This is a genomic window from Streptomyces litchfieldiae (genome assembly GCF_031845365.1).
Lineage (GTDB): Bacteria > Actinomycetota > Actinomycetes > Streptomycetales > Streptomycetaceae > Streptomyces > Streptomyces litchfieldiae.
The window spans coordinates 72942-84048 of record NZ_JAVREL010000028.1; the positions used below are offsets into that span (position 1 = coordinate 72942).

Sequence of the window (11107 nt, forward strand, 5' to 3'; positions counted from 1 at the left end):
CGGCCGTTTCCCGCCCGCCGTTCAGATGCCGCTGCGCGCCACCGGCCCCACCCGGTCCGGCAGCAGCGCCAGCACCGCGCCCCGCAGCCGCTCGTCCACCGTGTCATCCGCCGGATCCGGCGTCGCCGGAACCTGCAACCGATACACCGGCCCCGCCCCCAGCCGCGCCAGCCCCCGCCCCGGCGGCACCCGCCCGGCCGGCCCCGCCACGGGCACCCCCAGCACCGCCCCCGCCTGCTCCGCCGACACCGCCCCCAGCACCACCCGCGCCCGCGCGCACGACGGCGCCATGCCGCCCAGCTCACCCAGCCCCTCGAAGTGCTCGCCCAGAACCACCGTCACCCGACCCGCCCGCCCGAACCGCAGCGGCACCAGCAGCGAATCCAGCGGATCACCCAGCCCCTCCACCCGCGCCAGGTGCCGCAGCAGCGCCGGCCGGTCCACCACGATCCACAGCGCCCGCGCCCCCTTGTCCCCACCGGCCAGCAGCCGCCGTTCCGTCTCCCGCGCCGCCCACTCCAGCGCCGCCACCGCGCCCCCCGGCGCCGCCTCCGCCGCCACCCCCGACCGCCCCTCGAAACACGCGAACTCGCCCGCCCCCGAACCCTCCACCAGCAGCACATCCCCCTCCCGCAGCGCCTGGAGCGCCACCGAGCGCAGCAACGACGTCACCCCCGACCCCGGCACCCCCACCACCAGCAGATGCGGCTCCCCCGAACGCGCCCCCGGCCGCCACACCACCGGCGCCGCGTTCACCCGCTCCGCGTACTCCACCCCGCCCAGCACCGGAACCGTGCGGTCCACCGCGTCCGCGTCCGTGAACCCCAGCACCGTCTCACCGGGCCCCGTCACGAACCGCTGCGCGCAGATCCCCGTCGGCGGCGGATCCACCGCCGCCATCTCCAGCTCCCCGCTCTCCTCGTCCCACCCGAAACGGAACTCCCGCCCCCGCCCCGCCTTTCCGGCCAGCGTCCGCTCCACCCGCGCCCGGCACTTCGCGTCCCCGTCCGGGAAGAACGCCGGATACCGCAGCCGCAGCCGCACGATCCGCCCGTCGTCCGCCGTCTCCACCTGCGGAAAACACCGCTGCCACGCCCCGCCGTGCGCGTACAGCGGCTCCGGGGACGGGTCGCCGGCCAGCGAGAAGTACGGCACCAGCGCCGAATACAGCACCGCCAGCCGCTCCCCGACCGCAGCCCGCAGCGCCCGCGCCGCCCGTTCGGCCCGCCACCCCGCCCACGCCGCCGCGCCCAGCACCGCGGCGGCGACCAGCGCCGGCCCGAACGGCAGCAGCAGCACCACCAGCACCGGAACGGCCACGGCCGGCAGCAGCACCGGCACCCGCCGCTCCCGCGGCAGCCCGCACCACCGCCGGCGGCCCGCCGCCGCCAGCAGCCGCAGCCCCCGGAACACCACCAGCAACGCGTTCATCGGCAGGGCCTACAGCGTGATCCCGCCCAGCAGGCTGGCCAGGCTGGCCCCGCCCGCCTGGATGCTGGGCGCGACCGCCGTGCCCGCCAGATAGAACCCGAACAGCGAACACACCACCGCGTGGGACAGCTTGAGCCCGTCCTTGCGGAAGAACAGGAAGACGACGACGCCGAGGAGGAAGACCCCCGAGATGGACAAGATCATGAGCACTCCCGATGCGGATGAGCGGCCGAGCGGCATTCCCCGCAAGCACTCTAAGACGCACAAAGAGCATTTTTTCCACTGACAAGTGCATATGGGGGAAACACCCGTCCCGGCGAGCGACCCGGAACGCTCCCGGTCACAAGAGGCGATGCGGTGCGGGAGCCGCCCGCGACCTCGATAGGCTGGCCCACAGGCCAAGGGCGAGGAGGAACAAGGACGATGACAGAGAGCGCGCAGCCCCTGTCGGCGCGGGCCAGGCTGGCCGTGACGGCCGGCAAGGCGGCGGCAGCCGTATCCCGGGCGGCGGGCCGCGGCAGCGGATCCGTGATCGGCGGCAAGGTGGCCCTCAAGGTCGACCCCGATCTCCTGTCCCGTCTCGCCGGGCACCTGGAAGTGGTCCTCGTGTCCGCCACCAACGGCAAGACCACCACCACCCGCCTGATCGCCGAGGCCCTGCGCGCCGGCGGCGAGGTCGTGTCCAACGCCCTGGGCGCCAACATGCCGGCCGGCATCACCTCCGCGCTCTCCGCCGGGGCCGGCGCCCGGTTCGGCGTGCTGGAGGTCGACGAGAAGTACCTCGCGGGCGTGGCCCGCGACGTCTCGCCGAAGGTCATCGCCCTGCTGAACCTCTCCCGGGACCAGCTCGACCGCGCCGCCGAGACCCGCATGCTCGCCGAGCGCTGGCGCGAGGGGCTCCAGGGCGGCAAGGCCACCGTCGTCGCCAACGCCGACGACCCGCTCGTCGTCTGGGCGGCGTCCTCCAGCGCCAACGTCATCTGGGTCGCCGCCGGCCAGGAGTGGAAGGACGACGCCTGGTCCTGCCCCTCCTGCGGCGGCGTCCTCCACCGCCCCGGCGACGACACCTGGAGCTGCGGCGAATGCGGCTTCGGCCGCCCCGCGCCGAGCTGGATCCTCTCCGGCGAGACCGTCCTGGACCCGCACGGCTCCGCCTGGCCCATCCATCTCCAGCTCCCCGGCCGGGCCAACCGCGCCAACGCCGCCACCGCCGCGGCCGTCGCCGCCGCCTTCGGCATCCACCCGCAGGTCGCCCTCCAGCGGATGCAGTCCGTCACCGCCGTCGCCGGCCGCTACGACGTGGTCAACCACCTGGGCCGCGACATCCGCCTCCTCCTCGCGAAGAACCCGGCCGGCTGGCTGGAGACGTTCTCCCTGATCGACCCGCCGCCCACCCCCGTCATCCTCTCTGTCAACGCCCGCAGCGCCGACGGCACCGACACCTCCTGGCTGTGGGACGTCGACTACGGCCGGCTGGCCGGCCACCCCATCGCCGTCATCGGCGACCGCCGCCTCGACCTCGCCGTCCGCCTCGAGGTCGCCGGAGTCGACTTCCGGGTCCACGACACCCTCCAGGAGGCCGTCGAGCAGTCCCCGCCCGGCCGCATCGAGGCCATCGCCAACTACACCGCGTTCCAGGACATCCGCCGCGCCGTCGGCAACTGACCCCCGGCCCGCCAACCGAGAAAGGACGGCCCCTCATGAGCACCTCCGGCCTGCGCGTGGTCTGGGTCTACCCCGACCTGCTCAGCACCTACGGCGACCAGGGCAACGTCCTGGTCGTCCAGCGCCGCGCCCAGCAGCGCGGCCTGACCGTCGAGCGCGTGGACGTCCGCTCCGACCAGCCCATCCCGACCTCCGGCGACATCTACCTCATCGGCGGCGGCGAGGACCGCCCCCAGCGCCTCGCCGCCGAGCGCCTGCGCCGCGACGGCGGGCTGCACCGCGCCGTGGACAACGGGGCGATCATCTTCTCCGTCTGCGCCGGCTACCAGATCCTGGGCCACGAGTTCGTCAACGACCTCGGCCAGCGCGAGCCCGGCCTCGGCCTGCTCGACGTCGTCAGCGTGCGCGGCACCGGCGAACGCTGCGTCGGCGACGTCCTCGCCGACGTGGACGAGACGCTCCGCCTGCCGCAGCTCACCGGCTTTGAGAACCACCAGGGCATCACCCAACTCGGCCCCGGCGTCCGCCCGTTCGCCCGCGTCCGGCTGGGCAACGGCAACGGCAACGGCGACGGCACCGAGGGCGCCTGGGCCGGCACGGTCTTCGGCACCTACATGCACGGCCCCGTCCTGGCCCGCAACCCGCTCATCGCCGACCTGCTCCTCAAGCTGACCCTGGACGTCAACGCCCTCCCCCCGGTCGACGACCGCTGGTACGAGGCCCTGCGCGCCGAGCGGATCGCCGCGGCCACCCAGGCAGCCTGAAAGACGTCCCGGAGCGACATCATGCGCATGGCACCCCACGACGGACACGGCGGCGGCACCGACCTGCCGCCGTTCACCTTCGGCCGGGCCCTGGAGTTCAGCCCCGACGGCGTCTTCCTCACCGGCTGCCTCGCCGTCCTGGCCCTCTACGCCTGGGGCGTGGTGCGCCTGCGCCGCCGCGGCGACACCTGGTCCCTCGGGCGGGCGCTGTCGTTCGCCCTCGGTGTCCTCTCGATCGCCGCCGTCACCTGCACCGGCCTGAACGACTACGGCATGGTCCTGTTCAGCGCCCACATGACCCAGCACATGATCATCAGCATGGTCTCGCCGATCCTGCTGCTGCTCGGCGCCCCGGTCACCCTCGCGCTGCGCGCGCTGCCCGCGGCGGGCCGCGACCGCCGCGGCCCCCGCGAGCTGCTCGTCGCGCTGCTGCACAGCCGCTACATCCGGCTGATGACCAGCCCGCTGTTCACCATCACCCTGTTCGTCGCCAGCCTCTACGGGCTGTACTTCACCCCGCTCTTCGACTTCCTGATGGGCTCGCGCGCCGGACACGTGGCGATGATGCTGCACTTCCTCGCCGTTGGCCTGGTGTTCTTCTGGCCCATCATGGGCGTCGACCCCGGCCCGCACCGCCCCGGCCACCTCATGCGGATGCTGGAGCTGTTCGCGACGATGCCGTTCCACGCGTTCTTCGGCATCGCGCTCATGATGGGCTCCGAGCCGATGGTGGACGCCTTCGCCGACCCGCCCGCCTCGCTCGCCGTCGACGCGGTGGGCGACCAGTCCGCGGCCGGCGGCATGGCCTGGGCGTTCAGCGAGATCCCCACCGTCGTCGTCCTCGTCGCGCTGGTCATCCAGTGGTACCTCTCCGAGCAGCGCAAGGCCCGCCGCCTCGACCGCGTCGCCGACCGGACCGGCGACCGCGACCTCGCCGACTACAACGCCTACCTGGCCTCCCTGGGCAGCGGCCGCGGCTGATCCGGTCACGCCCTTCCGCCCCGCCGGGGTACGGTGACGCCGTGACCTCGGACCACTCGCCCCAGGAAGACGCCGCGCCACGGGACTTGGCGCGCTGGGCGCTGCACTGCTTCGCGCCCACCGCGCGCCGCACCCCGCACGCGCTGGTCGCCGAGGGTGACAACGGCCGCCTGCTGTACGAGGCCCGCGCCGGGACAACGGTGACGGAGCTGGCGCGGCGCGGCGTGCGCTGCACCGACGACCAGCTCCAACTCCTCGCCGAATTCGGCCTGGTGGAGCGACGGGGCGACACCGTCCGCACCGCCTTCCCCGTACTCGGCCCCGCCACCATGCGGGCCCTGCGGGAGCGCCTCGGCGCGCTCGCCCACCGCACCGCCGAGTCCGCCGAGGCGGAGGCGCGCGCTCTCGGCGCCGAACTGGCCCGCCAGGGCCTCGCCGACAGCACCTACGCGGTGGTCTTCGGCCACGCGCTCGACGGGCTGCTCTGGGACCGCCTCGCCGTGCCCGACACGGCGCTCTCGCCCCAACGTCCCTGGTGGAACGGGGCGTTCTGGGCACTCCACCCGGCGCGCGAGGGCGCCGCGGGCACCAACTTCGTCGACTGCGACGGCGCGACCCTCACGCTGGTGTGGACCCCCGCCACCACCGACCGGCTGGCCGCCCTCGCCGACGCGCCCGGCCTGCGCGCCGCCGCCCGGAGCCTGACCGGGCACGGCCACCCGGACCGCCCGGCCGGGGTGACCGACCGGAACGGCCGGACATGGCGGCTGCGCCGCCCCGACGGCCGGCCCGCGCTGCCGGTCGTCGGCACCGGCGGCCCGCTGGACCGGCACGCCCGGCGGCTCGCCGACCGCGCCGCCGACGCGCTGAGCGGGCCCGAGGCCACGGCGGCCGGGGCCCTGGTCTCCCCGGACCACCGGATCGCCACCGTGGTGATCGCCCACGAGTTCATCTGGGACGTCGCCCACCACCTCACCGCCGCCGGCGCCTGCCCCCTGCCACCGGCCATGCGCCGCCCGCCCGCGGAGGCCGACACCCTCCTCGACCTGCTGTTCCTGCGCGTCGACCGGCGCTGAGGCCCCCGGTCACCCGTTCCGGCCGCCGCCCGGCCGCAGGCTCAACTGACCGCCCAGCTCGGTGAAGCCCAGCGCCCGCGCCACCCGGCGGGAGGCCGCCGGGCGGGCCCGCCACTGGGGGAGCAGCCCGGCCGCCAGCGCGTGGGCGGTGGCCGCCGACGCCGCCCGCCGGGCCAGACCGCGGCCCCGCCACCCGGGTGCGGTCAGCACGGAGATGTGCGCGACGGACGTGGGCCACACCTCGTAACCGGCGGCGGCGACCACCTCCGCGCCCGCGCGCAGCACGAACGCGGGGGAGTCGATCCCGGCCAGTCCGCTCTCGTCGGCGTCTTCCCGCCCCGCGGCCCGCAGCAGCCCGGCCACCTCCGGGTGGCCGGGGTCCAGGTGCTCGGCACTCTCCCCGCCGGCCGCCGGGCGGAAGGCGGCGGGGGAGAGATAGGCCAGGGTGGCCGGGCCGAGGACATCCGCGACCGCCACCCGGGTCCGGACCATCGCGAGGTCGGTGAGCGACGCGACGGGCAACGCGCCCAGCGCCGCGCGCAGGACCCCGGCGGCGTGCGCGGTCGGCGCGGTGGCGATGGCCGCGCCGTCCAGCACCACGATGCCGGCCCAGGAGGGCGGGCACAGGCCCGAGTCGGGCGAGACGGCCACGGCGAGTCCACCGCGCGGCGGAAAGGACACCGGCGTGGCGGCCGCCGTCTCCCAGAGAGAACGGGCGCGGGCCGGCAGCGAATCGGGAGCCATGGCCCGCATGCTGTCACGCCGGGATGGGCGGACGCCCCCGGATTCCGGGTGCGCCGGGCCGTGGCCCTCCCCCAACCGGCGGTCGGCGCCGGTGAGTTGACCGGCCGCCCGCCCGGATCTCAGCCGCCGAGCTGGTCGTCGGGGGCACGTTCGGGCACCGCCCGCGCCCGTTCGGCGAGTTGGGCCAGCAGCTCCCCGGCCGGCCGCGCCACGTTCGCCTCGATGCCCTCGGGGGACGGCTCGGCCGGGACGAGACGGTCCTCGCCGCCCAGTTGGTGCAGCCACACCGCCACCAGGCGCAGCGCCGGCACATGCAGCACGCGGGGCTCCACCTCCGCCGCCTCGTCGGCCCGCTCCGCCGCCGCCAGCGCCCGGGCGATCCCCGACACGAACGGCCCGTAGTTCACCTGGGCCAGCACATGGCCGCCGCCGCCCTCGACGTCCCGCGGCCGTTCCACGGTGTCGGCCAGCGCCACGGCGGTGCCGCCGCGTTCGACCAGGTAACGCCACGCCACCGGCCGGGCCGCCGCCAGCCCCCGGCCCGCGCGCAGGTCGCGCCTCCTTCGCCTACGGGCAGCATGCCCGGTGCCGCCCCCCATTGAGAGCGGGATGATCCGCTTTTCATGCTTTTGGGGTGTCCGTCGCGGCCGTCATCCGTTCGCCCTCTCCCGGTGGCCGCCGCGGCGGACCCCGGGTGTGATCGGCACAGGCCACCGGCCCCGGTGCCGCGCAGGGAACGGCCGTGAAGGAGTGGATCGCCGTGGTGGATCTCTTCACCGGCGCCTACGCGGACAACCTCCAGCCGGAGGGCGCCGCCGACCGCAACCGGAGCATGCAGGACGCGCTCAACGCCTTCCTCGGCGGCCTCACGGGCGGCGACGTCACCGCGCTGGAACGGACCGCGCTCACGGTCGTCGCCCTGGAGGAGGGAATCGAGACCCGCGCCTGGGCCGGCCACCGCGCGGGCGAGGTCCACTACTCGGCCAGCCTGGTCAAGCTCCTGGCGGTGTACGCCGCGCACACGCTGCGGTTCTTCGCGAAACAGCTCCGCCTGGACAACAAACCGCCCTCGGTCGACGCCCTGTTCGCGCAACTCGCCGGCGCGTTCGACTCGGGCATCAAAAGCCACACCCCGGTGAAGATCATGGCCCAGCACGGCGCCGACGACACCAAGATCCTCCCCGCCTACCGGACCGTTCTCCAGGCCCCGACCGACGCCACCGGAAAGCCGGTCGATGTCGACTTCACGCCCGGCTACCACGGCGACTCGACGGGCATGCTCATCCACCAGGAGAACGCCCCCGCGGCGGCCTGCGTCCACGGAGTCGCGTTCGGCTTCATGAACGCCAAGGCCGGGGACGACGGATTCTTCGACCAGACGAACGAGCGGGGCATCTGGCTGGCCGGCGACTACCAGGGCCAGTGGACACCCGTCCGGATCGCCTCCACGAACGACGGCGCCGTCGCCCAGGCCACCACGGCGATCGACATGGCCCGGCTCTTCACCCGCATGTTCGACGGGAGCCTGGAGAGCGGCCCCGTCGATCTGTTCCAGATGCTGGCGGGCGGCGCCCGGAGCTGGTTCCACGACCGCGGCATCTGGCCCAGGGGCGGCCTGGAGGCCAGCCACTCGAAGGTGGGAATCGGCCCTTTCAAGCCGAACAGCGCCGGCGTCATCGAACAGGCCGTCTCGGAGGCCCTCATCGTCCACGACATCAACCGCGGCATGAACTTCGTGGTCGTCTGGCAGAACCTCAAGGTCCCCGGCCGCCCCACGCGTACCCAGCTCGAACCGGTCGCGCGCATGGTCGAGGCCACGATCGCCGGCTTCCGCCCCACCACCTAGCGACCGCGCCACCGGGGAAGCGCCGCCACCCGCCGGTGAATTCACGGCCCGTACACCCGGCCCACGCACACCGGGCGGGACACCGACACCCCGCCGCCCCAGGCTCACGGCTGTTCATCGCCATGTTCCCGACATGATGGAGCAGCCCCGTGATCAGGAACCGGACCGCCCGCACCGCCGTGCTCCCGCTGGTCACCGCCCTCGCCGCGCTCGCCGCCGTCCCGCCGCCGCCCACCACCACACCGCCGAGGCGTTGCCCGCCATCACCCCCCGGGCCGAGACCGCCACCCTGTACGACGACGAGGCGGGTGGCAACGCCGACGCGGACGCCCCCGCGATCTGGCGCAACGCCGCCGACCCCGACCGCAGCCTGGTGATCGCGACGGCCAAGGAGGGCGGGCTGCGCGTCTACGACCTCGACGCCCGCGAGGTCCAGTCGATCGCCGCGCCCGCCCCCGGGCGGCCGGACGACGCCCCGGGCCGGTTCAACAACGTGGATCTCGTGCGTCGCGTGCGGCTGTCGTCGGGCTGGGCCGACCTGGCGGTGACGACGGACCGGGGCCAGGACCGGCTACGGTTCTACCGCATCGACCCCGGCGCGGCCGACGGTCCGCTCACCGATGTCACCGACCCCGCGGTGGCGCCCATGTTCTCCGCCGATCAGGAGGAGATCAACGAGCAGCGGACCGCCTATGGCCTGGCGACCTGGACGGACCGGGCCAGCGGCCGGTCGTTCGCCCTGGTCAGCCGCCGGGAGCGGACGAGCGTGGCGTTGCTGGAACTGCTTCCTACCGCCGACGGCACCGTCGGCTACCGCACGATCCGCAGCGTGGATCTGCCGTCCGCCTTCCGGCTCCCCGACGGCTCCACATGGACGCCCTGCGGCGAGCCGGGCGAGCTGCCGCGGTGGAGGGCATGGTCGTCGACCCGGCCAGCGGCATGCTCTACATGGGGCAGGAGGACGTCGGCATCTGGCGCGTGCGGGCGGATCTCACCTCCACGCCGCGGCTGATCGACCGGGTCCGTGAGTACGGCGTGCCCGGCACCTACGACGAGGAGACCGAGGAGTGCGTCGCGGGCACCGACCCCGGCAGCGGCGGCTCCCGGCTGGCGGCCGACGTCGAGGGCCTGACCGTGCTCACCCAGCCCGGCGGCGACGGATACCTGCTGGCCTCCAGCCAGGGCGACAACACCTTCGCCCTCTACGACCGCGACCCGGAGGACGGCAACGCCTACGAGGGCGGCTTCCGCGTCACCGCCCCCGGAACGCTGGACGGCTCCGAGGAATGCGACGGCGCCGCCGTGCTCAACGCCCCGCTGGGCAGCAGGTATCCGAACGGGCTGCTCGTCGTCCAGGACGGCCACGACACCCCGGGCGACGGTGAACGCGCCGCAACCGGCTTCAAGTTCGTGGACCTCGGCGAACTGCTGGACCGCGTCGACGAGTGACCGGGCCGGACGGCCGCCGGTGGTCCCTGCGGTAGCGTGATCAAGATGAGGACCGATCCTGAGGTGCTGGCCGGCGGCATGGCGAACGCGGGCGCGGTGATGCGCCGGGGCGAGCTGGTGGAACGCCCCGCGCCACGCAACGCGCCCGCGATCCACGCCTTTCTCGGCGCCCTGCGGCAGCGCGGCTTCGACGCGGCCCCGGCTCCGGTACGGATTCTCGCCGGCGGACGCGAGGAGCTGACGTATCTGCCGGGCGAGGTGGCGCTGCCGCCGTTCCCGGCCTGGGCGATGACGGACACCGCCCTGAGGTCGGTGGGGAGTCTGCTGCGGCGGCTGCACGAGGCCGGCGCCGCCGTTCCGGTCGATGCCGACGCGGGCTGGGCTCGTGAACTGGCGGATCCGGAGGGCGGGGAGGTGCTGTGCCACAACGACGTCTGCCCGGAGAACGTCGTCTTCCGGGACGGCCGGGCCGCCGCGTTGATCGACTTCGACCTGGCGGCTCCCGGGCGTCCCGTCTGGGACGTGGCGATGACCGCCCGCTACTGGGTGCCGATGCTGGACCCCGTTTCCGCGTCCGGCTCCTACCCGGCCGGGCTGGACGCCCCGGCCCGGCTGCGGCTGCTCGCGGACGGCTACGGTCTGTCCACGTCCGAGCGCGCCGTGCTGCCCCGGGTGATCGAGGAGGCCACCGAGCGCGGCCGGGCCTTCGTGGCGGGACGCATCGCCGCGGGCGACCCCGTCTACGTGCAGGCGATGGCGGAGAACGGCGGCTGGGAGCGCTGGGACCGCATGCAGTCCTGGCAGGCGGCCCATCGCGAGTCGTTCACGGCGGCGCTGCTGCGCTGATTGGTGGTGTGGGTGGGCCCCGGGTGGTGGTCCCGGGGCTGGTGTGTGGTTGTTGCTGTTTGGTTGTCTGGGTCAGTAGGCGCTGTCGACGTTGTCCATGGTGCCGTAGCGGTCGGCGGCGTAGTTGCAGGCGGCGACGATGTTGGCGACGGGGTCGTAGATGTTCTTGCTGGTGCCGTCGACGTGGTACTGCTCGAAGGTGGGGTCGATGACCTGGAGGAGGCCCTTGGAGGGGATGTTCTTCTCGGCGTTGGTGTCCCAGAGGTTGATGGTGAGGGGGTCACCGCTGGACTCGCGCATCAGGT

11 protein-coding genes and 1 pseudogene are annotated in these 11107 nt (G+C 74.3%); 7 read left to right on the forward strand and 5 right to left on the reverse strand.

Annotated features, from left to right (window positions below; translation table 11 throughout):
* Positions 1-21: 21 nt before the first annotated feature.
* Together RM590_RS32180 and RM590_RS32185 are read right to left on the reverse strand one after the other, a co-directional pair.
* On the reverse strand, positions 22-1431 hold the full coding sequence (locus RM590_RS32180; RefSeq protein ID WP_311708323.1) for a hypothetical protein: 1410 nt from the start codon (positions 1429-1431) through the stop codon (positions 22-24).
* A gap of 9 nt (positions 1432-1440) precedes the next feature.
* Positions 1441-1635 carry a hypothetical protein gene (locus RM590_RS32185; protein WP_311708324.1) on the reverse strand — a complete coding sequence of 65 codons (195 nt, stop codon included), beginning with the start codon at positions 1633-1635 and terminating at the stop codon, positions 1441-1443.
* Positions 1636-1854: 219 nt separating this feature from the next.
* Between RM590_RS32185 and RM590_RS32190 the strand changes: the two genes are divergently transcribed.
* Genes RM590_RS32190 through RM590_RS32205 form a run of 4 tightly spaced genes read left to right on the forward strand, consistent with a single transcriptional unit; the run spans position 1855 to position 5917 of the window.
* Entirely contained in the window at positions 1855-3096 is a 1242-nt protein-coding gene (locus tag RM590_RS32190; protein ID WP_311708325.1) for a MurT ligase domain-containing protein, read from the forward strand.
* Positions 3097-3131: 35 nt separating this feature from the next.
* Positions 3132-3860 (forward strand): type 1 glutamine amidotransferase, encoded by a 729-nt coding sequence (locus RM590_RS32195; RefSeq protein WP_311708326.1) that lies wholly within the window; start codon positions 3132-3134, stop codon positions 3858-3860.
* Between the two features lie 21 nt (positions 3861-3881).
* Positions 3882-4841 carry a cytochrome c oxidase assembly protein gene (locus tag RM590_RS32200; protein ID WP_311708327.1) on the forward strand — a complete coding sequence of 320 codons (960 nt, stop codon included), beginning with the start codon at positions 3882-3884 and terminating at the stop codon, positions 4839-4841.
* Positions 4842-4882: 41 nt separating this feature from the next.
* Entirely contained in the window at positions 4883-5917 is a 1035-nt protein-coding gene (locus tag RM590_RS32205; RefSeq protein WP_311708328.1) for a hypothetical protein, read from the forward strand.
* A 9-nt stretch (positions 5918-5926) separates the two neighbouring features.
* On the opposite strand, the gene RM590_RS32210 is transcribed toward RM590_RS32205, so the two are convergent.
* Complete coding sequence (locus tag RM590_RS32210) at positions 5927-6661, reverse strand: GNAT family N-acetyltransferase (RefSeq protein ID WP_311708329.1); 735 nt, start codon at positions 6659-6661, stop codon at positions 5927-5929.
* A gap of 119 nt (positions 6662-6780) precedes the next feature.
* The gene (locus RM590_RS32215; RefSeq protein WP_311708330.1) at positions 6781-7260 is read right to left on the reverse strand and encodes a hypothetical protein; all 480 of its coding nucleotides are present in this window, start codon (positions 7258-7260) and stop codon (positions 6781-6783) included.
* A 143-nt stretch (positions 7261-7403) separates the two neighbouring features.
* Between RM590_RS32215 and RM590_RS32220 the strand changes: the two genes are divergently transcribed.
* The 3 genes and pseudogenes from RM590_RS32220 (at position 7404) to RM590_RS32230 (ending at position 10802) form a co-directional block, all read left to right on the forward strand.
* Positions 7404-8507: a hypothetical protein gene (locus RM590_RS32220; RefSeq protein WP_311708331.1), complete on the forward strand. Its 1104-nt coding sequence runs from the start codon at positions 7404-7406 to the stop codon at positions 8505-8507.
* Positions 8508-8656: 149 nt separating this feature from the next.
* Positions 8657-9956: pseudogene (locus tag RM590_RS32225) on the forward strand (phytase).
* A 45-nt stretch (positions 9957-10001) separates the two neighbouring features.
* Positions 10002-10802, forward strand: coding sequence for a phosphotransferase enzyme family protein (locus RM590_RS32230; protein WP_311708332.1), 801 nt, complete (start codon positions 10002-10004; stop codon positions 10800-10802).
* Between the two features lie 72 nt (positions 10803-10874).
* Here the strand turns inward: RM590_RS32230 and RM590_RS32235 are convergent.
* A partial coding sequence (locus RM590_RS32235) for a transglycosylase SLT domain-containing protein (protein ID WP_311708333.1) occupies positions 10875-11107 on the reverse strand: 233 nt, incomplete at its 5' end.

Bases quoted from the DNA above. Each gene is read 5' to 3' on its own strand.
- RM590_RS32185 (WP_311708324.1), bottom strand. From the start codon at position 1,635: ATGATCTTGTCCATCTCGGGGGTCTTCCTCCTCGGCGTCGTCGTCTTC.
- RM590_RS32190 (WP_311708325.1), top strand. From the start codon at position 1,855: ATGACAGAGAGCGCGCAGCCCCTGTCGGCGCGGGCCAGGCTGGCCGTG.
- RM590_RS32230 (WP_311708332.1), top strand. From the start codon at position 10,002: ATGAGGACCGATCCTGAGGTGCTGGCCGGCGGCATGGCGAACGCGGGC.
- RM590_RS32180 (WP_311708323.1), bottom strand. From the start codon at position 1,431: ATGAACGCGTTGCTGGTGGTGTTCCGGGGGCTGCGGCTGCTGGCGGCG.
- RM590_RS32215 (WP_311708330.1), bottom strand. From the start codon at position 7,260: ATGGGGGGCGGCACCGGGCATGCTGCCCGTAGGCGAAGGAGGCGCGAC.
- RM590_RS32200 (WP_311708327.1), top strand. From the start codon at position 3,882: ATGCGCATGGCACCCCACGACGGACACGGCGGCGGCACCGACCTGCCG.
- RM590_RS32195 (WP_311708326.1), top strand. From the start codon at position 3,132: ATGAGCACCTCCGGCCTGCGCGTGGTCTGGGTCTACCCCGACCTGCTC.
- RM590_RS32210 (WP_311708329.1), bottom strand. From the start codon at position 6,661: ATGGCTCCCGATTCGCTGCCGGCCCGCGCCCGTTCTCTCTGGGAGACG.